General features: G+C 61.1%; 34 protein-coding genes. 17 read left to right on the plus strand and 17 right to left on the minus strand.

All coding sequences use genetic code 11. The annotated features are described in order from the left end of the window. Positions 1 to 58 precede the first annotated feature (58 nt). On the minus strand, positions 59 to 409 hold the full coding sequence (locus DK261_RS23045; RefSeq protein ID WP_009049346.1) for a hypothetical protein: 351 nt from the start codon (positions 407 to 409) through the stop codon (positions 59 to 61). 176 nt (positions 410 to 585) lie between these two features. On the opposite strand from DK261_RS23045, the gene DK261_RS23050 reads away from it, so the two are divergent. The 5 genes from DK261_RS23050 to ada all read left to right on the plus strand — a co-directional run bounded on the left by DK261_RS23050 (position 586) and on the right by ada (position 3,737). Then, positions 586 to 888 (plus strand): DUF1883 domain-containing protein, encoded by a 303-nt coding sequence (locus DK261_RS23050; RefSeq protein WP_007921735.1) that lies wholly within the window; start codon positions 586 to 588, stop codon positions 886 to 888. 34 nt (positions 889 to 922) lie between these two features. Next, positions 923 to 1,093 carry a hypothetical protein gene (locus tag DK261_RS33225; protein ID WP_007921734.1) on the plus strand — a complete coding sequence of 57 codons (171 nt, stop codon included), beginning with the start codon at positions 923 to 925 and terminating at the stop codon, positions 1,091 to 1,093. A 102-nt stretch (positions 1,094 to 1,195) separates the two neighbouring features. Continuing rightward, positions 1,196 to 1,912 (plus strand): 2OG-Fe(II) oxygenase, encoded by a 717-nt coding sequence (locus DK261_RS23055; RefSeq protein WP_110176492.1) that lies wholly within the window; start codon positions 1,196 to 1,198, stop codon positions 1,910 to 1,912. Then, a complete protein-coding gene (alkB, locus tag DK261_RS23060) occupies positions 1,902 to 2,576 on the plus strand; it encodes a DNA oxidative demethylase AlkB (protein WP_028682529.1) in 675 nt (224 codons plus the stop codon). Before DK261_RS23055 ends, alkB begins: the two co-directional genes overlap by 11 nt. A gap of 87 nt (positions 2,577 to 2,663) precedes the next feature. Then, on the plus strand, positions 2,664 to 3,737 hold the full coding sequence (gene ada / locus DK261_RS23065; protein WP_028682528.1) for a bifunctional DNA-binding transcriptional regulator/O6-methylguanine-DNA methyltransferase Ada: 1,074 nt from the start codon (positions 2,664 to 2,666) through the stop codon (positions 3,735 to 3,737). On the opposite strand, the gene DK261_RS23070 is transcribed toward ada, so the two are convergent. Further along, a complete protein-coding gene (locus DK261_RS23070; RefSeq protein ID WP_053269229.1) occupies positions 3,701 to 4,189 on the minus strand; it encodes a GyrI-like domain-containing protein in 489 nt (162 codons plus the stop codon). The genes ada and DK261_RS23070 overlap by 37 nt on opposite strands. A 49-nt stretch (positions 4,190 to 4,238) precedes the next feature. Beyond that, on the minus strand, positions 4,239 to 5,222 hold the full coding sequence (locus tag DK261_RS23075; protein WP_110176494.1) for an MDR family oxidoreductase: 984 nt from the start codon (positions 5,220 to 5,222) through the stop codon (positions 4,239 to 4,241). A 318-nt stretch (positions 5,223 to 5,540) separates the two neighbouring features. Here DK261_RS23075 and DK261_RS23080 point away from each other — a divergent pair, with 318 nt between their 5' ends. The 6 genes from DK261_RS23080 (at position 5,541) to DK261_RS23105 (ending at position 11,495) form a co-directional block, all read left to right on the plus strand. Beyond that, entirely contained in the window at positions 5,541 to 6,605 is a 1,065-nt protein-coding gene (locus DK261_RS23080) for a nitronate monooxygenase family protein (RefSeq protein ID WP_053269230.1), read from the plus strand. A gap of 173 nt (positions 6,606 to 6,778) precedes the next feature. After that, positions 6,779 to 7,546, plus strand: coding sequence for a molybdate ABC transporter substrate-binding protein (gene modA / locus DK261_RS23085; protein ID WP_038632868.1), 768 nt, complete (start codon positions 6,779 to 6,781; stop codon positions 7,544 to 7,546). Next, complete coding sequence (gene modB, locus DK261_RS23090; RefSeq protein WP_009049354.1) at positions 7,547 to 8,227, plus strand: molybdate ABC transporter permease subunit; 681 nt, start codon at positions 7,547 to 7,549, stop codon at positions 8,225 to 8,227. It begins immediately after the preceding gene. A 6-nt stretch (positions 8,228 to 8,233) separates the two neighbouring features. Further along, the gene (gene modC, locus DK261_RS23095; protein ID WP_173477436.1) at positions 8,234 to 9,319 is read left to right on the plus strand and encodes a molybdenum ABC transporter ATP-binding protein; all 1,086 of its coding nucleotides are present in this window, start codon (positions 8,234 to 8,236) and stop codon (positions 9,317 to 9,319) included. 255 nt (positions 9,320 to 9,574) lie between these two features. After that, positions 9,575 to 11,215 carry an ABC-F family ATP-binding cassette domain-containing protein gene (locus DK261_RS23100; protein ID WP_016702438.1) on the plus strand — a complete coding sequence of 547 codons (1,641 nt, stop codon included), beginning with the start codon at positions 9,575 to 9,577 and terminating at the stop codon, positions 11,213 to 11,215. Between the two features lie 70 nt (positions 11,216 to 11,285). Further along, a complete protein-coding gene (locus DK261_RS23105; protein WP_009049357.1) occupies positions 11,286 to 11,495 on the plus strand; it encodes a hypothetical protein in 210 nt (69 codons plus the stop codon). A 243-nt stretch (positions 11,496 to 11,738) separates the two neighbouring features. Here DK261_RS23105 and DK261_RS23110 read toward each other — a convergent pair whose 3' ends face one another. Beyond that, entirely contained in the window at positions 11,739 to 12,059 is a 321-nt protein-coding gene (locus tag DK261_RS23110; RefSeq protein WP_009049358.1) for a YbjQ family protein, read from the minus strand. A gap of 210 nt (positions 12,060 to 12,269) precedes the next feature. On the opposite strand from DK261_RS23110, the gene DK261_RS23115 reads away from it, so the two are divergent. Then, positions 12,270 to 12,596, plus strand: a complete 327-nt coding sequence (locus DK261_RS23115; RefSeq protein WP_009049359.1) for an isochorismate lyase — start codon at positions 12,270 to 12,272, stop codon at positions 12,594 to 12,596. 63 nt (positions 12,597 to 12,659) lie between these two features. Here the strand turns inward: DK261_RS23115 and DK261_RS23120 are convergent, their stop codons facing one another. Then, the gene (locus tag DK261_RS23120) at positions 12,660 to 12,860 is read right to left on the minus strand and encodes a hypothetical protein (protein WP_016704205.1); all 201 of its coding nucleotides are present in this window, start codon (positions 12,858 to 12,860) and stop codon (positions 12,660 to 12,662) included. A gap of 114 nt (positions 12,861 to 12,974) precedes the next feature. Continuing rightward, a complete protein-coding gene (locus DK261_RS23125; RefSeq protein ID WP_009049361.1) occupies positions 12,975 to 13,178 on the minus strand; it encodes a DUF6021 family protein in 204 nt (67 codons plus the stop codon). A gap of 406 nt (positions 13,179 to 13,584) precedes the next feature. Between DK261_RS23125 and osmE the strand changes: the two genes are divergently transcribed. Continuing rightward, the gene (gene osmE / locus DK261_RS23130) at positions 13,585 to 13,944 is read left to right on the plus strand and encodes an osmotically-inducible lipoprotein OsmE (RefSeq protein ID WP_029527026.1); all 360 of its coding nucleotides are present in this window, start codon (positions 13,585 to 13,587) and stop codon (positions 13,942 to 13,944) included. 448 nt (positions 13,945 to 14,392) lie between these two features. Here osmE and DK261_RS23135 read toward each other — a convergent pair whose 3' ends face one another. Both DK261_RS23135 and DK261_RS23140 read right to left on the minus strand, forming a co-directional pair. Then, positions 14,393 to 14,905, minus strand: coding sequence for a fimbrial protein (locus DK261_RS23135; RefSeq protein ID WP_028682521.1), 513 nt, complete (start codon positions 14,903 to 14,905; stop codon positions 14,393 to 14,395). A 424-nt stretch (positions 14,906 to 15,329) separates the two neighbouring features. Further along, positions 15,330 to 15,761: an anti-virulence regulator CigR family protein gene (locus tag DK261_RS23140; RefSeq protein ID WP_009049364.1), complete on the minus strand. Its 432-nt coding sequence runs from the start codon at positions 15,759 to 15,761 to the stop codon at positions 15,330 to 15,332. Positions 15,762 to 15,876: 115 nt separating this feature from the next. Here DK261_RS23140 and DK261_RS23145 point away from each other — a divergent pair, with 115 nt between their 5' ends. After that, positions 15,877 to 16,350 (plus strand): hypothetical protein, encoded by a 474-nt coding sequence (locus DK261_RS23145; protein WP_080577950.1) that lies wholly within the window; start codon positions 15,877 to 15,879, stop codon positions 16,348 to 16,350. A gap of 466 nt (positions 16,351 to 16,816) precedes the next feature. On the opposite strand, the gene DK261_RS23150 is transcribed toward DK261_RS23145, so the two are convergent. Both DK261_RS23150 and DK261_RS33960 read right to left on the minus strand, forming a co-directional pair. Next, positions 16,817 to 17,224, minus strand: a complete 408-nt coding sequence (locus tag DK261_RS23150; RefSeq protein ID WP_028682519.1) for a hypothetical protein — start codon at positions 17,222 to 17,224, stop codon at positions 16,817 to 16,819. Between the two features lie 147 nt (positions 17,225 to 17,371). Next, positions 17,372 to 17,560: a winged helix-turn-helix transcriptional regulator gene (locus tag DK261_RS33960; RefSeq protein WP_218278189.1), complete on the minus strand. Its 189-nt coding sequence runs from the start codon at positions 17,558 to 17,560 to the stop codon at positions 17,372 to 17,374. Between the two features lie 538 nt (positions 17,561 to 18,098). Here DK261_RS33960 and DK261_RS23165 point away from each other — a divergent pair. Both DK261_RS23165 and DK261_RS23170 read left to right on the plus strand, forming a co-directional pair. Next, complete coding sequence (locus DK261_RS23165) at positions 18,099 to 18,428, plus strand: hypothetical protein (RefSeq protein WP_009049368.1); 330 nt, start codon at positions 18,099 to 18,101, stop codon at positions 18,426 to 18,428. Positions 18,429 to 18,598: 170 nt separating this feature from the next. Then, positions 18,599 to 19,027 (plus strand): N-acetyltransferase, encoded by a 429-nt coding sequence (locus DK261_RS23170; protein ID WP_080710562.1) that lies wholly within the window; start codon positions 18,599 to 18,601, stop codon positions 19,025 to 19,027. Positions 19,028 to 19,130: 103 nt separating this feature from the next. Here the strand turns inward: DK261_RS23170 and DK261_RS23175 are convergent, their stop codons facing one another. Both DK261_RS23175 and DK261_RS23180 read right to left on the minus strand, forming a co-directional pair. Then, positions 19,131 to 19,517, minus strand: a complete 387-nt coding sequence (locus tag DK261_RS23175) for a DUF5329 domain-containing protein (RefSeq protein WP_038632885.1) — start codon at positions 19,515 to 19,517, stop codon at positions 19,131 to 19,133. Between the two features lie 69 nt (positions 19,518 to 19,586). Beyond that, positions 19,587 to 20,042, minus strand: a complete 456-nt coding sequence (locus tag DK261_RS23180) for a hypothetical protein (RefSeq protein WP_053269242.1) — start codon at positions 20,040 to 20,042, stop codon at positions 19,587 to 19,589. Positions 20,043 to 20,132: 90 nt separating this feature from the next. On the opposite strand from DK261_RS23180, the gene DK261_RS23185 reads away from it, so the two are divergent. Then, entirely contained in the window at positions 20,133 to 20,525 is a 393-nt protein-coding gene (locus DK261_RS23185) for a hypothetical protein (protein ID WP_038632891.1), read from the plus strand. A gap of 315 nt (positions 20,526 to 20,840) precedes the next feature. Here the strand turns inward: DK261_RS23185 and DK261_RS33230 are convergent, their stop codons facing one another. The 5 genes from DK261_RS33230 to DK261_RS23205 all read right to left on the minus strand — a co-directional run bounded on the left by DK261_RS33230 (position 20,841) and on the right by DK261_RS23205 (position 25,735). Then, positions 20,841 to 20,990 (minus strand): hypothetical protein, encoded by a 150-nt coding sequence (locus tag DK261_RS33230; protein ID WP_007921689.1) that lies wholly within the window; start codon positions 20,988 to 20,990, stop codon positions 20,841 to 20,843. A gap of 193 nt (positions 20,991 to 21,183) precedes the next feature. After that, positions 21,184 to 21,420 (minus strand): YceK/YidQ family lipoprotein, encoded by a 237-nt coding sequence (locus DK261_RS23190; protein WP_009049373.1) that lies wholly within the window; start codon positions 21,418 to 21,420, stop codon positions 21,184 to 21,186. Positions 21,421 to 22,462: 1,042 nt separating this feature from the next. Beyond that, complete coding sequence (locus tag DK261_RS23195; RefSeq protein WP_081361067.1) at positions 22,463 to 23,584, minus strand: P1 family peptidase; 1,122 nt, start codon at positions 23,582 to 23,584, stop codon at positions 22,463 to 22,465. An 85-nt stretch (positions 23,585 to 23,669) separates the two neighbouring features. Next, complete coding sequence (locus DK261_RS23200) at positions 23,670 to 24,779, minus strand: polyamine ABC transporter substrate-binding protein (protein ID WP_081361066.1); 1,110 nt, start codon at positions 24,777 to 24,779, stop codon at positions 23,670 to 23,672. 140 nt (positions 24,780 to 24,919) lie between these two features. Next, complete coding sequence (locus DK261_RS23205) at positions 24,920 to 25,735, minus strand: carbon-nitrogen hydrolase family protein (RefSeq protein ID WP_081361064.1); 816 nt, start codon at positions 25,733 to 25,735, stop codon at positions 24,920 to 24,922. Positions 25,736 to 25,752 lie beyond the last annotated feature (17 nt).

The raw sequence follows: 25,752 nt of genomic DNA on the forward strand, positions 1-25,752 counted from the left end.
GCCCGCCCTCGCCACGGAAATCCGGGCCAGGGCGGGCTCTTGAAAAATCCCTCGGCGATCAGCCGGAAATGCAGTCCTCCGCCGCCTTGCGGATATCGCCCGGACGCATGGGCACATTGGACATGCTTTCATGCAGCTTGATGCTGCTGCCGCCGGAACGCTCCTCGATATCGAACACCGCGGTCGGCCCTGCCGACAGTTTCTGCGGAACGATAACGCGCATACCGTCCTTATGCGGTTCGACCTGCAACTGGCCACGGCTGTCAGCCAGTTTGTCGCTGACGCACTTGGCGTACTCCTGCGGTTTTTTCCCTGAAATCACGTTCAGGGTGGGCAGTGTCTGGTTAATGTCCGAGACTGTCGCACAACCACTGATCGCCAAGGCCAGAATCAACACACCCCACTTCATACATTTCCTCCGATAAAGACCGTCCGACCGCAGAAATGGCATTTTTCTCCGGATCAGTCAGATTTATCCTAAATAATCGGCAAATAACTGTTTTAAATTGTCAAAGCCGCCGGCCGCGGCCTGATAAACTGCGCCATCGTTTTGATTTTGTAGCAAAAGCCCTTCTGGAGGCGCCCATGAAATTTATCCACCAGCGCGAGCACCTCAACGAAGACGATATCGTCGTCATCGAATGCTCCCAGGTCTGCAACATCCGCCTGATGAACGACGCCAACTTCCGAAGCTTCAAGAACGGCGGACGTCACACTTATCATGGCGGCGCGTTCGACAAGTTCCCGGCCAAGATCACCGCACCGAGCACCGGCTTCTGGAACATCACCATCGACACCGTCAACCGCCGGCCCATCAGCGTCACCCGCAAGCCGAACCTGACCCATTCGATCAAGATCATCCGCCGGTCCAGCTCGAAACTGCGCTGAACCCCGCCCCAGTCCGCGACAAACAGGTATCACCGTGGCCCAAACGACCAAGTACGTCATCAAATACAAACTCAACGGCGAACGCCGTTTCGAGTTCGCCCAGTTGGAAAGCGGCACCCAGGAAGAAGCCAAGGCCGCACTGGAAGCCCTGCACGGCCAGACCGACGACGTCATCAGCGACGTCAGCGTGAGCAAGGCGCTGTAAGCCCCTGCTTCTGTGACGAATTCGAGCGCAAGCAGCGGAGTGTGAGCGGCCCGCGCGCTTCCTAGACTGGCGGATATCAGCCTCTGCCTCAGGAACGCCAGGATGTCCGCCCCCTCCCTCGCACAACGTCTTGCCTGCCTGGACTGGCCCTCGATCGAGCAGCAGCTCGACCAGGACGGCAGCGCCATGATCGGCAACCTGCTCAGCGCCGATGAATGTCATGAGCTCAGCAGTTTGTATCCGCGCAGCGAATGGTTTCGTTCGCGAGTGGTCATGGCCAGGCACGGTTTCGGCCGCGGCGAATACCAGTATTTCGCCTACCCCTTGCCGAAGCTGGTCGCCGAACTGCGCGGCCAGTTCTATCCGCACCTGGTGCCGCTGGCCAACCGCTGGAACCAGCTGATGAATATCCCCGTGCAATATCCGCCCCGGCACGAAGACTTTCTCCAGCGCTGCCACGCCGCCGGTCAGCAGCGGCCGACGCCCTTGTTGCTGCAATATGGCCCGCAGGATTACAACTGCCTGCACCAGGACTTGTATGGCGACAACGTATTCCCCTTGCAGGTGGCGATCCTGCTGTCACGCCCCGGCGCCGACTTCAGCGGCGGCGAATTCGTCATCACCGAACAGCGCCCGCGCATGCAGTCGCGGCCGCAGGTCATCGATCTGAAGCAGGGTGATGCGCTGATCTTCGCCGTGCATCATCGTCCGGTACCCGGCGTGCGCGGCCATTACCGGGTGACGTTGCGCCATGGCGTCAGCCGCCTGCACAGCGGCCGCCGCCATACGCTAGGAGTGATCTTCCACGATGCCCAGTAACGCTAACTTCACCGCCGAGCTGTTCGGCGAACCCGAACTGCAACAGGCGCCCCACACCGAACAGGTCGGCCCGCAGTCCTTCGTGTTCCGTGGCTTCGCCCTGCCCTGGGTCGAGCGCCTGCTGCCAGCCCTGCGTGACGTACTGCGGGCCGCGCCGTTCCGGCAGATGGTCACGCCGGGCGGCTTCACCATGTCGGTCGGCCTGAGCAGTTGCGGCGAGCTGGGCTGGACCACCGACCGCAGCGGCTACCGTTACACCGCCATCGATCCGCAGAGCGGCCAGCCCTGGCCGGCGATGCCCGAAGTGTTGCGCGAACTGGCCCAGGCCGCCGCGACCCAGGCCGGTTTTGCCGGGTTCGATCCGGACGCCTGCCTGATCAATCACTATGTGCCCGGCGCCCGCATGTCCCTGCACCAGGACAAGGATGAGCGCGACTACGACGCGCCGATCGTCTCCGTCTCCCTGGGCTTGCCGGCGGTGTTTCAGCTGGGTGGCGAGCGGCGCAGCGACCGCCCGTTGCGGGTGCCGCTGCTGCATGGCGATGTGGTGGTCTGGGGCGGCGTCGACCGCCTGCGCTATCACGGCGTGCTGCCGCTCAAGGACGGCACGCACCCGCTGCTGGGCCCACGGCGCATCAACCTGACCTTTCGCCGGGCCGCTTGATCCCGCGGGAATTCAAGCGCAAGACTCGGAGTGCCAGGCCCCCTGCCCTTGGTTAATCTGAGCGACAACCGCCACCGAGTAGAGTCCATGACCATGGTCCAGCCCAAGCCCACCACCGCAAGCGATCCCCGCTGGCTCGCCGTCCTGGCCCGTGATGCGCGCGCCGATGGCCAGTTCGTCTATGGGGTGAAAACCACCGGGGTCTACTGCCGCCCCAGCAGCCTGTCGCGCCTGCCCCGGCCGGAGAACGTCGAGTTCTTCGACACCGCGGAACAAGCCGAGGCCGCCGGTTACCGGCCGAGCAAACGCAGCGCCAGCGACCAGACCCAGGTAGCCGCGCACCATGCCAGCCTGGTAGCGGCCGCATGCCGGCAGATCGAGTCGGCCGAAGCACCGCCCAGCCTGAAACAGCTGGCCGAGCAAGCCGGCATGAGCAGTTTCCACTTTCACCGGGTGTTCAAGGCCGCCACCGGGCTGACCCCCAAAGGCTACGCCAGCGCCCACCGTTCGCGGCGGGTGCGGCGCCAGCTGGAGCACGGCCATTCGGTGACCGACGCGCTGTACGACGCAGGCTTCAACTCCAACAGCCGCTTCTACGAAACCGCCGACCAGTTGCTCGGCATGAAACCCAGTGACTACCGCGCCGGCGGCCTGAACGCCGATATCCGCTTCGCCGTCGGCCAGTGTTCCCTGGGCGCGATCCTGGTCGCCCAGAGCAATCGTGGGGTCTGCGCGATCCTGCTGGGCGACGACCCCAATGCCCTGGTGCAGGACCTGCAGGACAAATTCCCGCGGGCCAACCTGATCGGCGCCGACCAGGACTTCGAGCAACTGGTGGCCAAGGTGGTGGGGTTTATCGAAGCGCCGGCCATTGGCCTCGACCTGCCGCTGGACCTGCAAGGCACGGCCTTCCAGGAGCGGGTGTGGCTGGCCCTCAAGGAGATTCCGCCGGGCAGCACCGCCAGCTACGCCGAGATCGCCCAGCGGATCGGCGCGCCGAAATCCTTTCGCGCCGTGGCCCAGGCCTGTGGCGCCAACAGCCTGGCGGTGGCGATCCCTTGCCACCGGGTGGTGCGCAGCGACGGCCACCTGTCCGGCTACCGCTGGGGCGTGGAGCGCAAGCGTCAGTTGCTCGAACGCGAGGGCTCGTCCGAGGCTTGAATGCCGATGTACACCGACACCGATTCCGGCCCGGTGTACACCTCGAAGTCCGTGGCGAAGCGCCGACGGACCTGCGGGTTGTCCTCGAAGTAGGCCCAGACCAGGCCCCAGGTCTGGATCACCACCTGCGGCATCGGCCCCTTGGCGGAGAACGCCAGGTACTCGCCACCCTGCACCTGCACCAGCGGATAGTCGGCATTGCCTTCGCCCACCGCCACACCGGCGGTGACATCGAAGTGCCCCGAGGCATCGGACTCGTAGTTGGAGTACACGCCGTAGATGAACGAGTCCGACTGCCGGTGGCCGATGCTGTCGAACAGGCCTTCGACAAAAAACCGCTTCCACATCGGCCCGATTCGCGCGCTGTCCGCTTGTTGCTCATCGGCATTGCAGGTACGCACCTGCAAGCCCGAAACGCAGAAAGGCTGAACCTCTCGCAGTTTGACATCCATGCTTCGTACTCCTGTCTGGCGTTTATCTGGGTGACCGGCGCGCACGGTATCAGCGATTTACATCCACCACCACGCGCCCGCGCAACTCGCCGGCCAGCAGGCGCGATGCGGCAGCGATGGCTTCGCTGAGGCCGATCTCATGGCTGATCAACGGCAACAGGGCCGGGTCCAGATTACGCGCCAGGCGCTGCCAGGCCTCGATGCGCCGGGCCTTGGGCTGGGTCACGCTGTTGATCCCGACCAGGGTCACGCCCCGCAGAATGAAGGGTGCTACCGACGCCGGGAAGTCCATGCCCTGGGCCAGCCCGCAAGCGGCCACAGTGCCGTTGGCCTGGGTGCTGGCGCAGGCATTGGCCAGGGTATGGCTGCCCACCGAGTCGATCACCGCCGCCCAGCGCTCCTTGGCCAAAGGCTTGCCCGGCGCGGACAGACTGGCGCGGTCGATGATCTCGCTGGCGCCCAGGCGCTTGAGGTAGTCCTGCTCGGCAGTGCGCCCGGTGGATGCCACCACCTGATAACCGAGCCGGGCCAGCAGGGCTATGGCAAAGCTGCCGACCCCACCATTGGCCCCGGTGACCAGCACCTCGCCCTGGTTCGGAGTCAGGCCGTGGCGCTCCAGCGCCAGGATGCTGAGCATCGCCGTGTACCCGGCCGTGCCGATGGCCATGGCCTCGGCCGCGCTGAACGCCTGGGGCAAGGGAATCAGCCAGTCGCCGTCCAGCCGCGCCTTCTGCGCCAGCCCGCCCCAGTGTCCTTCGCCCACGCCCCAGCCGTTGAGCAACACCTGGTCGCCGGGCTGGTAATCCGGGTGGCTGCTGTCTTCGATGATGCCCGCCAGATCGATCCCCGGGACCATGGGAAACTTGCGCACCACCGGGCTGCTGCCGGTGATGGCCAGGCCATCCTTGAAGTTCAGGGTGCTGTAGGCCACCCGCACCGTCACATTGCCCTCGGGCAACTGCGCTTCGTCAATCTCGCGCAGCGCCGCGCGATAACCGGCGTCGTCTTTCTCGATCAAAATACCCTTGAACATGACTGCCTCCCGATGGGCCCTTGGCCGGGCCGTGAACTTGAGTTTCAGCTTGCAAAGCCCCCACCTTCCCAGCCCGTGCGGGAAAAATCCACGCTCTTTTCGTCGTAGGCCACACCCTGCCCGTAGGAGCGAGGCTTGCCCGCGATAGCCTTATCACTGGCAGCCCAGGTGGCGGCCCTGATCCCGTCTCGCGAGCAAGCTCGCTCCTACAGGGGATCGCCAGGCTCCGGCCAAAGTCGACTGGCCTTGGTCGTCCATCTCCTGATACAACCCCCCGGGTTGCCGTCCTTATCTCTTGACGTCGGAGCATCATTCAACATGAGCCAATGGCCTGACACCCGTATTCTCGACCTGCTGGGCATCGAGCTGCCGATCATCCAGGCGCCCATGGCCGGCGCCACCACTACGGCCATGGTGATCGCCGCCGCCCAGGCCGGCGCGCTGGGCTCCCTGCCCTGCGCCATGCTCAGCCCCGAGCAGATTCGCCAGGACGTGCAGAGCATTCGCCAGGCTACATCTGCCCCGCTGAACCTGAACTTCTTCTGCCACCAGAACCCGATACCCGACCCGGAACGGGAAATCCGCTGGAAAAACGCCCTGGAACCCTACTACCGCGAACTCGGCGCCGACTTCGAGGCGCCGACCCCGGTCAGCAGCCGCGCCCCCTTCGACACCGTCAGCTGCGAACTGGTGGAGGAGCTGCGTCCGGAAATCGTCAGCTTCCACTTCGGCCTGCCGGAGCCGGCCCTGCTCGCGCGGGTCAAGGCCACCGGGGCGAAGGTGCTGTCGTCGGCCAGCACCGTCGATGAGGCGATCTGGCTGGAGCAGCGTGGCTGTGACGCGATCATCGCCATGGGCTACGAGGCCGGCGGCCATCGGGCGATCTTCCTCAGCGAAGACCTCAACACCCAGGTCGGCACCATGGCCCTGGTGCCGCAGATCGTCGATGCGGTGCAGGTGCCGGTGATCGCCGCCGGCGGGATCGGCGACGCCCGCGGCATAGTCGCCGCCTTCGCCCTCGGCGCCTCGGCGGCGCAACTGGGCACCGCCTACCTGTTCACCCCGGAAGCCAAGGTCAGCGCCGCCCATCACCAGGCCCTGCGCACCGCCAAGGACAGCCAGACCGCCCTGACCAACCTGTTCACCGGCCGCCCGGCGCGGGGCATCGTCAACCGGGTGATGCGCGAGATCGGCCCGATCAGCCCACTGGCCCCGGCCTTTCCCCTCGCCGGTGGCGCGCTGATGCCATTGCGCGCCAAGAATGAGGCCGACTTCGCCAACCTCTGGGCCGGCCAGGCCCTGCGCCTGGGGCTGGAACTGCCGGCCTACGAGTTGACCCGCACGCTGGCCGAGCAAGCCCTGGCCAAGCTCAACAGAGGCTAAAAACCCCAGGGCCGCGACTCCGCTCGCGGCCCGCTGCCCACTCCAGCTCTTGCCCCAGTTCCGTTCGCTGGCGATTCGCTATATATTTCCGTATACAGCGTTTCACCCACCCCCGGTGCAGTCCCTTTCCATATCCCCCACTGCCCAACGTCCCTTCGCCAATGGAGCTGTTCATGAACCGTCGTCTCTCAGGTTTTGCCCCGACCTGCCTTGCCGCTGTGCTCGCCGCCTGCGCTTTCGGCTCGGCCCAGGCCGATGAAGTCCAGGTCGCGGTCGCCGCCAACTTCACTGCGCCGATCCAGGCGATCGCCGCCGACTTCGAGAAAGACACCGGGCACAAGCTGGTGGCCGCCTATGGCGCGACCGGGCAGTTCTATACCCAGATCAAGAATGGCGCGCCGTTCGAAGTGTTCCTCGCCGCCGATGACAGCACCCCGGCAAAACTCGAAAGCGAAGGCGCCACCGTCAAGGGCTCGCGCTTCACCTACGCCATCGGCACCCTGGCGCTGTGGTCGGCCAAGGATGCCTACGTCGACAGCAAGGGCCAGGTGCTCAAGGACAACCACTACCAGCACCTGTCCATCGCCAACCCGAAAGCCGCGCCTTACGGCCTGGCCGCCACCCAGGTATTGGCCAGGCTAGGCCTGACCGAGCAGGTCAAGGGCAAGATCGTCGAAGGCCAGAACATCACCCAGGCCTATCAGTTCGTCTCCACCGGCAACGCCGAACTGGGCTTTGTCGCCTTGTCGCAGATCTACAAAGACGGCAAAGTCAGCAGCGGCTCGGCCTGGATAGTTCCGGCGCAGATGCACGACCCGATCAAACAAGACGCGGTGATCCTCAACAAGGGCAAGGACAACCCGGCGGCCAAGGCCCTGGTTGACTACCTCAAGGGAGCGAAAGCCGCGGCCGTCATCCAGTCCTACGGTTACCAACTCTAAATGCCGCTATCGAGTGCCGACTTTTCCGCCATCTGGCTGACCCTGCAACTGGCGTCGCTGACGACCCTGATCCTGCTGATCGTCGGTACGCCGATTGCCTTGTGGCTGTCGCGCACTCGCTCGTGGCTGCGGGGGCCGATCGGCGCCATCGTCGCCCTGCCCCTGGTCCTGCCGCCGACGGTGATCGGCTTCTACCTGCTGCTCGCCCTCGGCCCCAACGGCTATATCGGCCAGCTCACCCAGGCCCTCGGCCTGGGCACCCTGACCTTCAGTTTCAGCGGCCTGGTGATCGGCTCGGTGATCTATTCCATGCCCTTTGTCGTGCAGCCGCTGCAGAACGCCTTTACCGCGATCGGCACCCGTCCGCTGGAAGTGGCGGCGACCCTGCGCGCCAATCCCTGGGACACCTTCTTCAGCGTGATCCTGCCGCTGGCCAGGCCGGGCTTCATCACCGCGGCCATCCTCGGTTTTGCCCACACCGTCGGCGAGTTCGGCGTGGTGCTGATGATCGGCGGCAATATTCCCGAGAAGACCCGGGTGGTCTCGGTGCAGATCTACGACCACGTCGAAGCCCTGGAATACGCACAGGCCCACTGGCTGGCCGCCGCCATGCTGGTGTTCTCGTTCCTGGTGTTGCTGGCGTTGTACTCCAGCCGCAAAACCCGCGCTGGCTGGAGTTGAGTCGTGATTGCATCGATCCATGTGCGCCTCAAGCGCCGTTACAAAACCTTCGACCTGGATCTCGACCTGGAACTGCCGGGTCGTGGCGTCACCGCCTTGTACGGGCATTCCGGCTCCGGCAAGACCACCTGCCTGCGTTGCATCGCCGGCCTGGAGCAGGCCGAACAGGGCCTGGTGCGGATCAACGACGAAGTCTGGCAGGACAGTGAACGCCAGCTGTTTATGCCACCGCACAAACGTTCCCTGGGCTACGTGTTCCAGGAAGCCAGCCTGTTCGCCCACCTCTCGGTGCAGGCCAATCTGGAGTTCGGCCTCAAGCGCATCCCCCGCGCGCAACGCCGTGTGGACATGGCCCAGGCCACCGAGCTGCTGGGCATCGGCCACCTGCTGCAGCGCCATCCGCACAACCTGTCCGGCGGCGAGCGCCAGCGCATCGGCATTGCCCGCGCGCTGCTGACCAGCCCGCGGCTGCTGCTGATGGACGAGCCGTTGGCGGCCCTCGACAGCAAACGCAAAAGCGAGATCCTGCCGTACCTCGAACGCCTGCATGACGAGCTGGAGATCCCGGTGCTGTATGTCAGCCATTCCCAGGATGAAGTGGCGCGCCTGGCCGACCATATCGTGCTGCTGGAAAACGGCCGCGCCCTGGCCAGCGGGCCGATCGGCGAAACCCTGGCCCGTCTCGACCTGCCCCTGGCCTTGGGCGACGACGCCGGGGTGGTGATCGAAGGCCAGGTCAGCCACTACGACGCCGGCTACCAGCTGCTCGCCCTGCAACTGCCCGGCAGCCAGTTGCGGGTGCGGGTCGCCCATGCGCCGATGGCCATCGGCAAGCACCTGCGCTTCAAGGTCCAGGCGCGGGACGTCAGCCTCAGCCTGCAAGCCGGCGAACACAGCAGCATCCTCAACCGCCTGCCGGTGACGGTCAGCGGCGAAATCCCCGCCGACAACACCGCCCATGTCCTGGTGCGCCTGGACGTCGCCGGCACCCCGCTGCTGGCGCGAATCACCCGCTATTCCCGCGACCAGCTGCAACTGCACCCGGGCCAGCAACTCTGGGCGCAGATCAAGGCGGTGGCCGTGCTCGCCTGAGCCGCGCGCCGGGCGCAAGCGTTTCTCGCGAGCAAGCTCGCGCCTACCAGGGCGAGTATTGGATCTGTAGGAGCGAGCTTGCTCGCGATAGCCGCGCCGCGGGTTGTCATCCGGCCCACCCGCGCGTTAGGCTAGCCGCCCTTCCCCGTCACCGGACGATTGCCGACGTGAACAACTAAGCCTTCCAGAAATGTATTCGCGACAAGCCGCCTTGCTGCGCTTGTTGGCCTTTTTCGACATTCTCCGGAGGTGCTGATGACTCACGTCACACGGCTGCCTGCGCTGGTTTCCCTGAACCAGCTGACATTCCAGTTCGCCCATGGCGAAACCCTGTTCGATTCACTCGACCTGACATTCGATGCCTTGCCCACCGGCATAGTCGGGCGTAACGGCACTGGCAAGAGCGTGCTCGCGCGCCTGATCGCCGGCGAGCTTGCGCCGTCCTCGGGCAGCGTCACGCGCTTCGCCCGCCTGGCTTATGTGGCCCAGGAACACCTGGCGCAGGAGGGCCAGAGCGTTGCCCAGGTCACCGGCATCGCTGAGGCCCTGGCCGCCCTCGAGCGCCTCGCCGCGGGCCAGGCCTCGATGGCCGACCTGGCGCAGGTCGACGAGCGCTGGGACCTTGGCGAACGCCTGCGCCGCCTGCTGGACGAGGCCGGTCTCGACACGGTCGGCCCCGACGATCCGGCCGCCAGCCTCAGCGGCGGGCAACGCGCGCGTATCGCGGTGATCGGCGCCCTGCTCAGCGATGCCCAGCTGCTGATACTCGACGAACCCAGCAACCACCTCGACGAGCCCGGTCGCCAGTGGCTGCTGACGCAGCTCCAGCAGTGGCGCGGCGGACTGCTGCTGATCAGCCATGACCGCCAGCTGCTGGCGCAGATGCAGCGCATCGTCGAACTCACGCCTCACGGCGCGCGAGTCTACGGCGGCAACTACGCGGCATTCCGCGCCCAGCGCGAAGCCGAGCACGGCGCGGCGCGGGCCGCCCTGGAGCACGCGCGAACCGAACGCAGTCGCGAACAGAAGCGCCTGCAACGCGAACACGACACCATCCAGCGCCACGCCGCCGGCGCCCGACGTTATGCCGACACCGCCAACATCGCCAGCTTTGAACGGAGGAAGATAAAAAGCGCCGCCCGGGACATCATGGGCCAGGTGCGCAACCGTCAGCAGGGCCACAAGAACAACCTCGATCAGCAGGTCCGCGACGCCTATGCGCGGGTAGTGCCGGAGGCGCCAACCCTGGTGACGCTGCCCGGCGCCGCGGTGCCCCAGGGGCAACAGGTGTTCTGCCTGACCCGAGCGCAATTGCCCTGGCTGCCGCCCGAGGCCGCCTCCAGCTACCTCGACCTGACCGTCACCGGGCCCATGCGCATCGCGGTCAGCGGGCCCAATGGCTGCGGAAAATCCACGCTGCTGAAGATGCTGGCCGGCGAGATCCAGCCCTTGAGCGGCCAGTGCCAGGTGCGGCTGGCCAGTGCTTGCCTTGACCAGCGCCTGTCGCTGCTCGATCCCGAGCGTTCGATCCTCGACCACCTGGAGGCGCTCGACCGGCCACTGCAGGAAGGCCTGCTGCGCAGCCGCCTGGCCTGGCTGCAACTCGATGCCCAGCGCGTGACCCAGCCCTGTGGCCGGCTCAGCGGCGGCGAACGCCTCAAGGCCGCGCTGGCGATTGCCCTGTGGCGTGAGACGCCGGCCAAGCTGCTGCTCCTGGACGAACCGACCAACCACCTGGACCTGGAATCGGTGGAAGCCTTCGAAAGCGCGCTGCGCGATTTCCCAGGCGCGATGCTGGTGGTGTCCCACGACCGCGAGTTCCTCGCCGCCATGGCACCCAGCCACCGGCTGCAATGGACGGCAGCGGGCTGGAGACTGGACGAGGCCGGCCAATGAACAGGCTTTTGCGCGAATTTCAGAGTTGCTTCTATAGTTGCTCTGAGCAGCTATCAACCAGGGAAGCGCCATGGAAGACATTTTTGTCGTAAAGCGCTGCAACAAGATCATCATTCAGGGTCGACGCGCCGGGGAAGCCGCCCACGGCGCGCCGATCGCCGCCCACTGGTACCGCATCGCCGACACCCGCACCGACGGCTTCATCGGCGATGGCTACGACCTGGAAGAGGACGCCATGCGCGAGTGCCGCCGGCTCAATGCCGCCAGCCGCCGCGCCTGAAACCGTGGACAACCGGGTGGTGCAGCCACTCGCCGGCAATGATGAAATTTCTTTCACTGTGAACCTGCCAAGGCTTCGCTAAAGTGGCTCACGCTTATTGAAGACTCCCGACTGGCCCACCGCTCCCCCGGTGGGTCTTTTTTATGGGCGATCGCCAAGGGCCGGGCGGCGGTCTGGCAGAGGACGCCAGGCATAAAAAAGCCCCGCACGCGGGCGAGGCTGTGTGATGCGGCGAGACGCTGCTTACTTGAGCCTGACGGCGGTGCCGGTGACAAAAACCACCACCATGCCGCCACGGCCGCTGGGCATGCTGATCTCGTAGTCCAGGCCGATCACCGCATCCGCGCGAATATCGCGGGCACGCTCCTTGATCTCGTCGGTCGCCTGCACCCGGGCTTCTTTCAGCGCCCGCTCCAGGGTCTGGGAACGCCCACCGAAAAAGTCGCGCATTCCGGCGAAGACGTCACGCACGACGTTGATCCCCTGCACGGACTCGGCGCTCACGATATCCAGGTACTCGGCGATCTCTCGCCCCGCGATCGCGTGGGTGGTAGTGATAATCACGGCATTCTCCTTTGACCGGCGCGACCCTGCCCTGAACCCGGGCGGGGTCGCAAAAAAACGCGATGGTAACAGACGCTCGGCAGGCAGCCATGCAGAGCATGCCCCGCGAGGCTGGCGCAGCGGTCTGCACGGTGCTGCCAAGGGCGAGCCTGTCCGTGATTAAATCCGCCAGCGGATAACCGCAGATCCTTTCCCCACTGGAGTATTCACATGGACGTCATTCAGTCGCTAGCCCCCGAACAATGCGCAGGCATGGAGGATATCCGCCGCGAGATCGATCGCCTCGACCAGGTTGTCATCCAACTGCTGGGCGAACGTTTGCGCTACGTCATGGCCGCATCGAAATTCAAGACCTCGGAAACCGCCGTGCGCGCCCCCGAGCGTTTTCGCGCCATGCTCCTGCAACGCCGGGAATGGGCCCAGGCCGAGGGCCTGAACGCCGATGCCATCGAAAAGCTCTACAGCGACCTGGTGCAGCACTTCATCGCAGAGGAGCTCAAGGGCTGGAAGTCCGCCCAGGCCCAGTCGCCGGCCTGAGGGCAAAAGAACACCCGACAGCCCGGGAACATGCCAGGCTGTCGGGCAGGGTCGTGGATGGGGTTATCGGGTGTTGGCCCCTTGCGCAATCTTCTTGGCCTTCGCCTTGTAGGCCGGCAAGGCTGCCGCGTAGGCCAGGGCCTCTTCCCGGGTGCCAAAGGAGCCAAGACGGTCGCCCTTGGTGCAGACCCGCCAAGGGCCGCTGTTGACGCTGACCACGTCATAGCCGTTCATGTGCATCTTGTTCAGCATTGGAACGCTCATAATCGCCTCCCTTTCGGTAGAGATCGTCCGAGGTTGTCGCGAACACCTTACACCCGGTCCGCGCGGGCGTGGGTTCCATCCATCGCTACGAAGCCGGAGTACCCTGCCTGTGTTTCACTTGGGCTTCAGGTTCCCCAGCGGGTCATACGCCCGGGACTTGGGTTCTTTCTCCGGCTTGTTGTCCCTGGGTGCTTTCGCCGGACCTATGGGGTCCACCTGCGGATCAGCCAGGTCCGGGGAGTCAGGGTCGAAGCCCAGTTCGTCCTTGCCGGAAGCGTGCTCGGATGAACGCGGGCCAGTGGGCCTGTTCGTATTCATGGATACCTCCCGACCAGGATGGAATGTTCTTTCAATAAGAGGGCCATTCCGGCGCGGGGTGCAAAACAGCTGACGAATGGCACTCGAGCAAACGACCTTTTTCCGCCGTGCTTATGGCGTTTTGGAAGGTCTGCCGCAGTCGAATCATGAGCTGCGTTATCAGTCCGCGCCAAGGCCTGCGTTTCGTCGCCCTGTCGTTGCTAGGGCCATAGCGCAAGCGCACACTGGCTGCAGCTGACGGATCAGCTCCCCCTCTGCAAAAAGCCCGCCCATGCGGGCTTTTTGTCTATCCGCCATCCCCTCGTCCCGCCCTTTGCGAATACTGCTCGCCGCCCTCGTCGCTCGGCTTTACTTCAACTGATGCATCAGGCGTCTCTTCACGACACCGACCATCGGGAGCCCTGCCATGAACAAAGCACTTATCGTCATGATCATCCTGTTATCAGCTGCCTCCGGTTGCACCAGCAATTCCCACGTCTACCGCAATCAACCGCTGGTGGCGAAGGTCGAGACCGGCATGACCCAGGACCAGGTCCGACAGATCGGCGGCGAACCCTTGTCCGTCACCCCGCGCACCGTGGAACTCGGGACCTGCTTCGACTATGTGTTGACCCAGGCCGGTCATAACCAGCCGTTCAATGTCAGCTTCGACGGCAACGGCAAAGTCGACCACACCAGCTTCCTCACCTGCGCCGAATGGAGCCACGCCCAGCAGAAAGCCAGGGCTCCAGGCAGTGGCACGAGTGATATGGGTGGCGGTTATTGAGCTGAGCTGGCCAGAGTCGGCGGCGATTGCGGGTGGGTACGGCCAGATGAAATTTCTTTCACTGTGAGCCGGGCGCCAGGCGGGTAGATTTCACCCTGCTCATTCAACTATTGGCCCGCTCCCCGCGGGCTTTTTTTTGCCTTGCAGAGCGACGTGAAAGATCGCCGCAGGCAAATTTCAGGCAAAAAAAAGCCCAAGTAGCTGATGGACACTTGGGGCTAAAAATGCATAAACCGTGGTAGGTGAACGCGGGGCTATCTTAACGTCCCCGAGAACATGTAACAATATATTTTGAGGTTATTTTTACCCTAAATGCTTTCTAAGCCCTTAAATAACCACATGTTTTTTCAGGCCATGGCCGATTCGTCACCTTGTTGACGTCAGTAAAAAAGCACCACCGCCTGGCTTTCCGCATGATTCAACGTCTGTGTGAACCTCTTGCCTGCCGTCAGGCATACAGGATCACGCACTCCGCAAACGAGGAAAACTCACCGGCTTCCACAGGCCCGCCGGAGCTGACCAACCTCGCTGCGAAGGACAGCCTGAAACCCGGTGCCACCGGGTACTCGGCACGGCCTTCATGGCCCAGAAGCACGACTTTTCCCTCGCTATCCAGCAGTTGAACGCCAACATTGCGTGCGGAACCGGCCTCTTCGTAATCATTCATCAAGATCACACCATCACTGGTGATGCCGTCAAAGTAGATCTGGACCTTTTTCGCCCCCTTGAGCCTGTCTTCATTCAACTCGACGCTGAACAGCTGCGGAAAACTGCCACCCGCCTGAAGCACATCAAGGCTCGATGTGCCCAGCTCGACCACCTGCTCCATGCCGCTGGAACGCCGATGTGCAACTCCAGAAACAACACCTGCATCCAGGCCATGACCAGGATCGATCGTCCACGTGGGAGCGGTGACCCTGGCGCGAAAATCAAAGAACTTTCCAACATTTTGAGTGGGCATTATTTATTCCTTTAATTGAATGCAAACATGCGATCGGTTCAGTCCGGAGCAACCACCCAGGCCACTCTTCTGCCTGTCGCCCTGCGCTTTTTCAATGGGCGAAACACCGCCGGCTCGACAGTCGGTGTCAATCCAAAAAGCGCACACGGCGAACGCTGAAACCTTAAAACGGCGCCCAATCAACGTCCTTAGGACACTTCCGAAACGCTCCACTCAACTATCAGATCGCGCTGGAATGTTGCCGAAGAGGACGCTCGGCAAAATCACCGCCAAGGCGGTTACCTGTATTTGAGCCAACGAAAGACAGGAAAACCGGAGTCAAACAGGATGTTGGAGAGGGAATATCGGTGGGAATGGAATGCTGTGTGTCAGGCAAAAGCCCGGTTTTGCACCGGGCTTTGCTTGCGGGTCGGGCCGGACTGAATCAGTCCAGCGCGTCGTGCAGAACTTCGTAGATGATGCCTGTCGCAATGGCGACCAGGATCAAGTCAGTACCAGCCTGTTGCCACTCATAACCGTCATAGTGCGGCAGCCGGCTTAGCATCCGGCCATCCAGCTTTTTCGCGATACCCGGCGGCAGGGGTTTGCCTCGGGCCAGGTTTTTCTGAATGCCTGGCGGCAGGGCCGGCCCGGGTGACCAGTAGTCGCGACTGTCGCCAATGATCACGCGCACACCGCCGACATCTACTTGAGGTCCGCCATACCTGTAGTCTTGGGATTTGTTGCCTTTATTGCCGTGCCCACCCTGATTGCCGTGGGGATTGCCCTTGCCGTTCCCTGGGTCCGCATACAAGGCAGTCGAGCCGAATAAAAACGCGGCGCTTGCTAAAACAGCTACAACCGAACGAGTCGTCATCTCTGCAGTCCTCTGCATGAATCCAGCCGTGGTGCCATTCGTCATGACACACGAACTATAGACAGCCGATTGCGTCTTAGTTCATGCAAACCTCTCCTTATCTATGGAAGCGATCATGCTTTTAAAGAAAAAAAATCTCGTGACGGCCCTGACCTGCGTACTGATGCTGGCAGCGGCGCCTCTGCTCCCTGTGACGTCCGCCTATGCAAAGGACGGTGGTGGCCATGGTGGCGGAAATGGCGGTGGTAACGGTGGGGGTCATGGCGGTGGCAATAGTGGCGGCAATGGTGGTGGTCACGGTGGCCAGGCAGGCGGCCACTCCGGAGGGGTCAGCAGCAAGGGCCATAGCGGCGGCCTGAAAAGCGATCCGGCCGGCAAGTCGGTTCGCAATCTCGGAGAAAATGGCAACCATTACGGCAGCATTCGTAATGACAGCAACGGCCATGGTTCGACCACTTCCGGCGTGGCTCACTCCAAAGACACCCGCGGGCTGTCAAAAGCCACCGCGATCTCGGACACCACGCCCGGTGACCACAACTCGAAAGGCCTGGGCAAAGCCAGCGTCTCCTCGAGCAAGAATGATCGATAGACCCAGCCTCATGCTCTCCAGCTGAGTCGGTTTCAACACTGCCGGTTGGTCAGCATTGCCCGCATGAAAAGCCCGGCCCAGCGCCGGGCTTTTTAGTATCTGCCCCGCCCTCCTTTGCCCTCACGACTCGCGCATGGATGAAATTATCTTTAAGTAACCTTCATGAAGCGAAGCATCTGAGTGCCTACCCTTCTGGGACCGACAAAGTGAACTACAGGAGTAACCCACGATGTTTTCCCATGAAGGTCTCGGTCTGATGTCCATCTTCATTGTCCTGCTGCTGTGTGTGCTGGCGATGTTCATTCATCCTGTGCACGCCCTCTGTAGCTGGGTGCAAAGGCGTAGGCGCAGGTTGTCGGTCGAAAATACGCGGCGTGAAGGCAAGCCCTACTCACGCTGAACAGGCACCCATCCAACGAAGCCCGGCCATGTCCGGGCCTCTGCTTTCTTGCTTCTACGCAGCCGCTTAGAGCCGCCCGGGCCGTTTGCGCCGGTCGATCACAACCGCGGTCGCCGCCAGCAGGATCGCCAGGGTGTAGGCAAACAGTCCGAGGTTAACGCCCAGGATCAGCTTCTCAGAGCCATCGGTGAGCACCATCGACCCACCGTAAGACTGCCGAAGCCAGTAAGCCGCCAAGAAGCCGCCCGTGACGAACAGGGTCAGGAGGCTGGACAGGCGCAGGTTGCTCTTCAACCACACCAGCCACAGGCTGAATGCACCGATCGCCGTATTGGTGAACAACTGCCAGACCTCATGCAACCGTGCGTGCGGCTCCCAGGCCGGGTTGAAAACATGGGTCTGATTGATCTCCAGCACCGGTACCACAACGGCGTAGAAGATTATCCCGATCGTCACGAGCAGCTTTGCTATCACTTGGAACCTCCTTGTTGTGAGGGGCGCGGCAACGTTCGGTAAGAACGAGGCCAGCACTTCAGCGGCATATAAGGACACGCAACCCCATAAAGGTCAGGCCCGATATCTACCAAAAGCCAGGAGGGAATCACGCTGCAACTGCGCGTTCTACTCTCCGCTGCCTGCCGATTGCCTCAGTTGCCGGGCATCGTAAAGCGCCCGGGCAGCGTCCAGTTGCGGGAAGTTGTGCTCGGCCCAACGATCCAGCGCGGCCAGGGTGTCGACCAATGAGCAGGCTACCGCCGTCAGCCGATACTCGACATGGGCGGGCTTCTCGGCGAAGCCCAGTCGCTCGATCGGCTTCGATGTGCTGGAGCCCTACCTCATCCACGGCGTGCGTGGCGGGCTGGCTCCTGAGGCAGAACGGAAACAGCAAAATACCTGGAGCAGCGAACCCTCGATTACCAGGCCAGGCTCACCCGCTGGGCACAGTGGCCGTCGATCCCGTTCAACCAGGAGCAGGACTTTATCGATGGCCAGAGCTTGCGGCCTGGCGCGCCGACTTACAGCCCGTTCGTCCGGCACATCCCTTAGCCGTGCAGCCAGCAACCTGTGCGGGCTAAAGGGTTGTTTTACAAGGAGGGTAAAACGACAAAGGCCAAAGGATGATTGGGCTTTTTCGATGCTCGAGCGACGCCTGCCAATGCCATTCGTCCAGGCCTGAGAGCCGTCCCCCGTTCCTCATCTACACCTTAGACATGAGATATCTGGTCGCACGGGTCCGCACAGCTGAATGGAGAGGACCGGGCCAGGCATTCGATTCGATGGCACACGAAGCGCCATGCGAAACCGCAGTACCTCAAGCTTCGGGCTTCATTTCTCAAGGAACGGAAAAATGATCACGAACTGCACGAACTGGCATGCCTGGCTGGACACCATGCCACCCAAACCGGACGAACTTCATGTAGTCGGAGACGTTGAAGTCTCCAACCCAGGGGTCAAGGCCTACCTGACGGTACGAGTCCCGCAGGGTATCAACCCGGCAATACTTATGCTGGATCTGCACCTGTACCAAAGGCCAGGGCAATGGATTCAGGTAATCACCTGCACGCAAGTCAGGTTCACCCGGGTGCTGCCGCCAAACTCCGTGCTCTACAGCGCGGTTGAAATCTTCCACAACGGTGAGCGAATCGCGTATATCGACGAAATCCCACACATCTCCTGACTGATCCGTACTGAATCAGTGGAGCCTTGAAATCCGACTGCGACCGCCTGATCCTCGATCAGTCGGTCGCCTCCCCCGCCACACTCCTGCTTCGTTCAATAGGTTGGCTCTTGAACTGGCCAGCGTCTGCTTCTAGCCTGCAACCCGTTGTCAGGAGAAGCGGAAGAGAAATGATCAGAAGATTTGAACAGCAAGATATGGATGCCGTGCTGGACATCTGGCTGCAGGCTTCGCTGAAAGCCCACGATTTTATCGATGCCTCATTCTGGCAGTCGCAAGTCGACAACATGCGCAACCTGTACCTCCCGGCGTCAGAGACCTATGTCTTCGAGCGGGAGTCCAAAGTGCGGGGTTTCTATTCACTGCACGACGAGCAGCTGGCCGCCCTCTTTGTTGCACCTGAATTCCAGGCCAAGGGGATTGGCAAGCAACTGCTCGCCCATGCCAGGGCACAGCGTCCCGTGTTGAGCCTGGCGGTATACAAGGACAATACGGCCAGCTGCGGCTTTTACCTGGCACAAGGCTTTGTCGTGACCCACGAGCAGACGGATGAACATACGGGGCAGCAGGAATACCTTATGAGCAGCGCCCCGCTCTGATCCATGTAGCCCGTCACGGTATATCCAGCCCTGGCCTTTTACTGCCCTCCAAAAACCAAAAAGCCCAGCGTACGAGCTGGGCTTTGCCTGGCCAAAAACTGAATCAATGAGGCTGGCGTTGCCTCTGCAACTCTGCCTTTAACCAGCTGCTTGCCGGTTGCGATCCAGCAGCGCAACGCACTTCATAAACCTTGCCACTCATGCTGCTTTTAGTGGCGGCAAGATCGATAAAGTCCTCCGCGCTGCTCACCATGTTCTTGCCCTCGAGGTAATTCAGTTTTTTCTCCAGGTGCTGCCGTGCTTGGGGGGCTGGATACTCGGTGCCATTACGCACGAACTGGCATTGGCTGTGCTCGACAAAGTCCAACAAGCCCTTTATCTCCTGGGCTGCCTGAGGCGTCGTTTGCGCCTGCGCGTTAGTCGCCATTGCCAAGACGGCGATACCCGCCGCCATCAACCATCGAGCCCGTTCACCGGTAAAAATTCGCATCATTCGTCCTTGTCTTGAAACTGAGCACTGTTGTCGGATCTGGCCGAGCATTACCCGGCGCCAGGTCGGTCAGACTTCGATAGGGAAAACCGGCTGAACGCCCTGTTGCGCATCCGCGCTTTCTATAGCGGCCTCAAGTCTGGCCAGGAAGGCTGGATTCAATTTGGCGTCAAGCAGATTGACCTGCTCTACCGCCCTCTTCTGCTCAATCATCTTGGCAAGTTCTGCATAAGACAGTTTGGGTGTCGGGTTTTGAATAATAATCACTGAAACGCTTCCTTGGTTCATCCGTCCAGCCCACCAGAGGTGTGGCGGCAAGTGTATCCGCTGTTCCGCGCTGATCCAAACTCGCCCGGCCTGCACTTGGACGCTTGCATCCACTCCCTGCTTTGTCGATACCTGCCGCCTCCGGGCCTCGAATGCCGCGTCGAGCGCAGCCTTGAGCGTTGCCGCCTCCGCCCGTATTTGCCACGCATGCCTGCCCATGCCCAGGCCCGGCAGCGCTTCTGCCCCGTCATAGACCAATGGTGCCGCCAGTCGTCGTCGCAGCGTTGACGCCCTATCCCTTAAGGCGCGCAATGGCCCCCTAAAAATGATCGCCTGGGGCCTTTCCAGATGGCAAAGATCATAGTGCTGGCCGGTGACTTCCCCCAGGGTGACGCGGAGTATCTGCGCGGAACCATCACGCTCAAAACCGCCAATAAACCGCTGATAGGGAAAAGTTTTCTCGTCTCCGAGTTCAAGGACCTGGTCGTCGAAAATACCGACTCGAACAAGAACATTAAGAGCGCCATAGGCCTTGGAATGGTTGGTGCCATGTTTCTGGGGCCTGTGGGTGCCGTCGCCGGTTATCTACTGGCGGGCCACAATACCGAGGTGACATTTCTGGCCACCTTGAAGGATGGTCAGACACTGCTTGCTGCAACCGATAACGAGACCTACCAAGACATCTCGGCGCGCTTCAACAGAAAAAACTCACCTGAAAAACGCGATAAAACCGAGACTTGATGCCCGACATCGCGGGATGTTGCAGGCCGTGACGGGGTGAACGTAGCACTGTGGTGTCCCCCTGTTCACCCGGTACTCATTGACCGTCATATCGAAGATCAGGCATCCAGAATGCCTTGCAGATTGCTGCGTTTTACCCGCCAGCAGCCCCCTCTCGTTCAGCCTTCTCCGCAGCCGGCAACTATCGACGCAGCCTGGATGGGGGATTGAGAGCAGCGCGATTTGCGCCCGAATGGAAAAGCAACAAGGCTGACCGGATTAGCCATTCACAGTCAGCCTTGTCGTTGGGACAGCTTCAACCCAGGAAACGGCAAATCACCATTGGCCCGAGAAGATGCAGGTCAGTGCTTCGATACCGCTGAACTTCCACAGCGAGTCGTTACAGTCTCTGGCGAATGCATGGGCGTTCGAGGCGGTGAGGGCCAGGACCACGGCGGAGGCGTAGACGATTTTCTTGAATGACATGGTGAATCTCCTTTTTCGTATCGGCACTTTCTTGTAAGAGCCACCCCGACGAGGATGGTCGTGCGCACTATAAGCCTGGCCTCGGTAGCAGACGATTAGGGCTGGTGTGCTAATGGCGAATACGCATCACCCAAGGCCGCGGGCGAGTTGCACAGGGCTTACACCCCCCTCTGCGAATGAACGCCGAGCCAGATCAGAAGTTGCAGTTGTATTGATACTCGAAGGGGAAGAACACCGTATCAACCACCAGGGAAAACGGCGCGTCGATCAGTAAAAAGGGAATCAGCTTTCCATGGGAGGTGCCTACCAACCACCAGTCCAGGCGCACGCCTTTGTAGGGGCAAGGGTGGTCGTAGTCCATGCGCATCGCCACCGCGGCGCAGCCGCTCAAGCAACTGATCAGCAGTAACAGAATCACTTTCCGAAACACGTAATGTCCTTATTACATCCATCTGCGGAGCGACGTAGACGTCTCTGCAATACGCCCGTCACCACTTCCCAGTGGTGATGAAAGAGAAATACCTCCGCCAGCAGAAAGGCAGCCTCTCAACCGCGTAAATCGCAGAGCGGATTTGAATGTGCGAACCGGAAACGAACAAGGGTTTGCATCAGCTTTCGCCAGCAAACCCTTGAGATAGATGGTGCCGAAGCCGGAATCGAACCATCCTCTTTATCGCTGAAAATAAAGGAAATTTTCAAGTTCGAAAATTTCTGTACCTCTATGTGTACCCTCATTGGGCTCCCATTGGTACGACTGGCACGCAGTGAGCCACCGCGTAGACGAAAATATCCCGGGTGTTTTTTCGTTCCTCGTGGAATTCAGTCAAACTCCATGGAGCAATATTTGGAGAGGGAAACGAGACTCTCATCTAGCGTCCGACCCATTGAAATCTAAGGGGTTTCTTTTATTCCTGAATCAGGAATGGACTTGATTCTGGACTTGTTTTCAGAGGGTATCAAGAGCACAAAAAGAACAACTCCAAGCCACGCTATTGGGTTCTACCCATAGCCAATCGGACAACTGAGCATCAAGTTGGTGGCCCAATTGCTCAGGATCAACAGGAGCCGAGCCCTCCCGAAAAAACGCCCCAACCTCCCCACTCACCTGTCAACTCACAACTGAGGGATATCGGCCAAGTCTAAACGTTCCGATAGAGCTCCAGCAGAACCTCCAGCGGGTGCCTCACCCTTGAGGACGATTGCCCGCTGTTGATGCGTAGTGCAGGGGGAGTCGTCGACGATGATTATTTGTTCTGAGGAGGTAAGTGGCATTTCTCAATTTAATGTGACAATTCAGGTCATTAACCAGTCAGATCGCCGCAGTAGAACGCCTGCATTTTAGGGCTATCCAAAAGCGACTGCTCTCACTTAAACGTCGCGTGAGCCTTAAGTCGTGAGGTCTTCCCTGGAACCTGAACATGCAGGTGGCATGAACGCGGAACAAGCACACCACCTGAATACCGCTAGATCAGTTAACCATTCGCCGCTCCCGGCCAGCCGGCCTGATGCAAGGCTTTGAGCAGCGTCTCACAATCAAGTCCCGGCACGGAATGGCCGTTGCCTTCGGCGGTGTCAGCGGCTAACAAGGCATTGATGATGGCTTCTTCCACCGCTTCGGTGGCGGCAAGAAACAACTCGCTGATGTGGTCGTTGTTGACCATGCTCAAGTTGTCGGTAGTTGGCGCGCGCTTACTTTCGTAAGCGGCCGGTGGCACATGATTACCGGTGGAGAAGGCGATGAAAATGTCACCGCTGTGGTCTTCATTACCACCACCGGTGCGGGCGAGACCGAGGCTGGCGCGTTGCGCCAGGCGCGTACACTGGTGCGGCAGCAACGGCGCATCGGTGGCCAGGCAAACGACTATCGAACCCATGCCCGGGTGCGGCAGCGAAGCCTTGAGGAACGGCGAGTCGGCCTGTTCCATGTAGCGTCCGACCGGGTAGCCGTCGACGCGCAGTTCGTTACGGATGCCGTGGTTTGCCTGGACAATGGCGCCAACAGTCCAGCCGCCCTGAGTGCTACTCAGGCGCCGCGATGCGGTGCCGATACCGCCCTTGAACTCGTGGCAGATCATGCCGCTGCCGCCACCGACCGCGCCTTCGATAACGGGCCCAATCACAGCATTACTCAGAGCTTCGGCCACATGCTCGGGCTTCACATGAAAACCGTTGATGTCGTTGAGCAGGCCGTCATAGGTCTCCAGCACCACCGGCATGTTCCAGTAGAGACGGCCGTCATCCGGCTGTTGTTCACGGTCCAGCACAATCAGTGCATCGCGCACCACGCCCAGGCTGTGGGTGTTGGTGAAGGCGACGGGACTGGTCAAAAGACCCGCTTCGCGAATCCATTCCAGACCGGTTGCGTCGCCGTTGCCGTTCAACACATGGACGCCGGCAAAGCACGGCTGCTGGCTGGTGGAACCGACACGCGGTTCGATGACCGTTACCCCGGTCAGGACGTCGCGGCCGTTAGCGGTGCGTCCTCGCACATTGCTGTGACCGACCCGAACGCCCGGCACATCGGTGATGGCGTTGAGGGGACCGGGTTGCAATTGTCCGAACTGAATATTCAGGTCGCGGGCGCGTGACTTCATTGTGTCTTTCATGCTCTCTCGCTCTTGTTTTGGTTTGTTTCATGCCTGGGGCTTGGTCAACCATCAGCAGAACCGGGTCTACCAATCAATTGCCGGTCTTGACCGTGTTCCACGCACGGGTCCGAATGCGCTCCATCTTCAGCGGCAGTGGTTCCAGAGGAAAAAGCGTGGCCAGCACATCCTTGGACGGATACACCCCTGGGTTGTCGCGGATCTTCTTCTCGACAAGCGCAGTGGCATCCTTGTTGGCGTTCGGATAGCTCAGGTAGTTGGATGACTCAGCGATGACTTCGGGGCGCAACATGTAGTTGATGAAGGCCAACCCTTGCTCCGGGTTCGGCGCATCATTGAGTTGCACCAGACTTTCCACCCACACCGGGGCACCTTCGCGTGGAATGCTGTAGACAAGGTTTCGATGGTTACCAGCCAGCTCGGAGGCTTTTTGCGCGTCGGAGACACCGCCCGCCCAGCCCAGCACGACGCAGACGTTGCCATTGGCGAGATCAGAGATGAATTTGGAAGAATCGAAGTAAACAATATGGGGACGCAGTTTCAGCAGCAGTTCCTGGGCTTTTTTGTAATCATCCGGGTTTTGGCTGTTGTATGGCAGTCCAAGGTAGTGCAATGCGATGGGAATAACCTCGCCAGGGGCGTCCAGCATGGCCACACCGCACTGACTGAGTTTGGCCAAGTTTTCTTCTTTAAAAATCAGATCCCAGGAATTGACTGGCGCATCGGGGCCGAGTATCGATTTAACCTTGTCCGCGTCATAACCGATACCAGTGGTCCCCCACAAATAAGGGGCCGCATAGCTGTTTCCGGGATCATTGCTCTGCAACTTGGCGAGGATGTCGGGATCAAGATGGGACCAATTGGGTAACTTTGAGCGATCCAGTTTTTTCAGCACACCGGCTTTGATCAGGTTCGGTAGCAGGTCGGCACTGGCAACCACTACGTCATAACCACTGCGGCCAGCCATCAGTTTGCTTTGCATGACGTCACTGTTGTCGAACACATCGTACACAGCGCTGACGCCTGCTTCTTTCTGGAAGTCTTTCACCGTGTTCGGGGCAATGTAGTCATACCAGTTGTAGATATGAACACTGGGCTTTTGAGCTTCATCGGCCTCGGCGCAGACCAGGCCAAAACTGAACAACGAGACCAGCGCGAATTGTATGTAACGAATCGGCTTCATGGGGATGCTCCAGAGCGTTAGCGCTGAGTTCAGGGGCACGAGTACTGCTCCTGCTAGTTTGTGAATTATTGTTGTGGCAGGGCCAAAACAGGCGTTAAGACGAAACAATCGCTGTGTTGTGGTTACACTCCGCGACTGATTCAGGGGATCAGGAGTTCACGTCGACCATCTCCGTGCTCAATCTGCTCGCCGGTCAGGAGCAGGCGGCGGTCACTGAGGTAGTCATATTCGTGGCGGGCGGTGCGAAGCAGGTCGAGATCGAGTTCCACCACCTGCCGACACTCTGCGCGGCCCGCTTCGAATAGCATGCGCCCGAAGGGATCGATAGCGACGCTCCCACCGGCAAAAACGAGGCCTTCGTCGCCGTCGCCTACTCGATTGACCATCACCGCGAACGCCTGATTTTCCTGAGCGCGAGCTATGATCGCGGTGCGGTGGACAGGGCCGTAGGGATCCATGTTGCCGTTAGTGACCAGGATCAGCTCGACGCCGAGTTGGCCGAGTGCCCGAGCACTTTCCGGCAATTCAATGTCGTAGCAAATCAGGATACCGACACGGATGCCCTTCCAGAGCGCAGTGGTATAGCGGTCTCCTGGTTGGAACAGTCCGCGTTCCGACGGCCAAAGGTGAGTCTTGCGATAACTCAAGGCGATCCCTTGTGGGGTTACCAGCAAGGATGTGTTGTAGAAGGTGCCGGAGTCGTTCTCAGCCAGACCAATCACCACTGAGACGTTCCGTTCGCGCGCGGCGCGTTGCACGGCCTGCACACTCGGCCCGTTAACGGGCTCGGCGATTTCGGCGAGCTGTTGGGCACTGGCAAATCCCATCAACTGCGTCTCTGGAAAAATCAGCAGATCGGTATCCACTGCGCAGGTCGCGATGGCCTGCAAGGTACGCTCCAGGTTATAAGCAGTATCGCCATCGCGACCGGTAAGTTGTACAAGCTCAATCTTCATTGGTGATCCTTTCACGT

It is taken from the genome of Pseudomonas sp. RW409, assembly GCF_003184125.1.
Taxonomy (GTDB): domain Bacteria; phylum Pseudomonadota; class Gammaproteobacteria; order Pseudomonadales; family Pseudomonadaceae; genus Aquipseudomonas; species Aquipseudomonas chlororaphis_I.

Excerpts from the sequence above, each read along its gene's own strand:
- DK261_RS23045 (WP_009049346.1), bottom strand. The coding sequence starts at position 409 with ATGAAGTGGGGTGTGTTGATTCTGGCCTTGGCGATCAGTGGTTGTGCG.
- DK261_RS23050 (WP_007921735.1), top strand. The coding sequence starts at position 586 with ATGAAATTTATCCACCAGCGCGAGCACCTCAACGAAGACGATATCGTC.
- DK261_RS23055 (WP_110176492.1), top strand. The coding sequence starts at position 1,196 with ATGTCCGCCCCCTCCCTCGCACAACGTCTTGCCTGCCTGGACTGGCCC.
- alkB (WP_028682529.1), top strand. The coding sequence starts at position 1,902 with ATGCCCAGTAACGCTAACTTCACCGCCGAGCTGTTCGGCGAACCCGAA.
- ada (WP_028682528.1), top strand. The coding sequence starts at position 2,664 with ATGACCATGGTCCAGCCCAAGCCCACCACCGCAAGCGATCCCCGCTGG.
- DK261_RS23070 (WP_053269229.1), bottom strand. The coding sequence starts at position 4,189 with ATGGATGTCAAACTGCGAGAGGTTCAGCCTTTCTGCGTTTCGGGCTTG.
- DK261_RS23075 (WP_110176494.1), bottom strand. The coding sequence starts at position 5,222 with ATGTTCAAGGGTATTTTGATCGAGAAAGACGACGCCGGTTATCGCGCG.
- DK261_RS23080 (WP_053269230.1), top strand. The coding sequence starts at position 5,541 with ATGAGCCAATGGCCTGACACCCGTATTCTCGACCTGCTGGGCATCGAG.
- modA (WP_038632868.1), top strand. The coding sequence starts at position 6,779 with ATGAACCGTCGTCTCTCAGGTTTTGCCCCGACCTGCCTTGCCGCTGTG.
- modB (WP_009049354.1), top strand. The coding sequence starts at position 7,547 with ATGCCGCTATCGAGTGCCGACTTTTCCGCCATCTGGCTGACCCTGCAA.
- DK261_RS23100 (WP_016702438.1), top strand. The coding sequence starts at position 9,575 with ATGACTCACGTCACACGGCTGCCTGCGCTGGTTTCCCTGAACCAGCTG.
- DK261_RS23105 (WP_009049357.1), top strand. The coding sequence starts at position 11,286 with ATGGAAGACATTTTTGTCGTAAAGCGCTGCAACAAGATCATCATTCAG.
- DK261_RS23115 (WP_009049359.1), top strand. The coding sequence starts at position 12,270 with ATGGACGTCATTCAGTCGCTAGCCCCCGAACAATGCGCAGGCATGGAG.
- DK261_RS23120 (WP_016704205.1), bottom strand. The coding sequence starts at position 12,860 with ATGAGCGTTCCAATGCTGAACAAGATGCACATGAACGGCTATGACGTG.
- DK261_RS23125 (WP_009049361.1), bottom strand. The coding sequence starts at position 13,178 with ATGAATACGAACAGGCCCACTGGCCCGCGTTCATCCGAGCACGCTTCC.
- osmE (WP_029527026.1), top strand. The coding sequence starts at position 13,585 with ATGAACAAAGCACTTATCGTCATGATCATCCTGTTATCAGCTGCCTCC.
- DK261_RS23135 (WP_028682521.1), bottom strand. The coding sequence starts at position 14,905 with ATGCCCACTCAAAATGTTGGAAAGTTCTTTGATTTTCGCGCCAGGGTC.
- DK261_RS23140 (WP_009049364.1), bottom strand. The coding sequence starts at position 15,761 with ATGACGACTCGTTCGGTTGTAGCTGTTTTAGCAAGCGCCGCGTTTTTA.
- DK261_RS23145 (WP_080577950.1), top strand. The coding sequence starts at position 15,877 with ATGCTTTTAAAGAAAAAAAATCTCGTGACGGCCCTGACCTGCGTACTG.
- DK261_RS23165 (WP_009049368.1), top strand. The coding sequence starts at position 18,099 with ATGATCACGAACTGCACGAACTGGCATGCCTGGCTGGACACCATGCCA.
- DK261_RS23170 (WP_080710562.1), top strand. The coding sequence starts at position 18,599 with ATGATCAGAAGATTTGAACAGCAAGATATGGATGCCGTGCTGGACATC.
- DK261_RS23175 (WP_038632885.1), bottom strand. The coding sequence starts at position 19,517 with ATGCGAATTTTTACCGGTGAACGGGCTCGATGGTTGATGGCGGCGGGT.
- DK261_RS23185 (WP_038632891.1), top strand. The coding sequence starts at position 20,133 with ATGGCAAAGATCATAGTGCTGGCCGGTGACTTCCCCCAGGGTGACGCG.
- DK261_RS33230 (WP_007921689.1), bottom strand. The coding sequence starts at position 20,990 with ATGTCATTCAAGAAAATCGTCTACGCCTCCGCCGTGGTCCTGGCCCTC.
- DK261_RS23195 (WP_081361067.1), bottom strand. The coding sequence starts at position 23,584 with ATGAAGTCACGCGCCCGCGACCTGAATATTCAGTTCGGACAATTGCAA.
- DK261_RS23200 (WP_081361066.1), bottom strand. The coding sequence starts at position 24,779 with ATGAAGCCGATTCGTTACATACAATTCGCGCTGGTCTCGTTGTTCAGT.
- DK261_RS23205 (WP_081361064.1), bottom strand. The coding sequence starts at position 25,735 with ATGAAGATTGAGCTTGTACAACTTACCGGTCGCGATGGCGATACTGCT.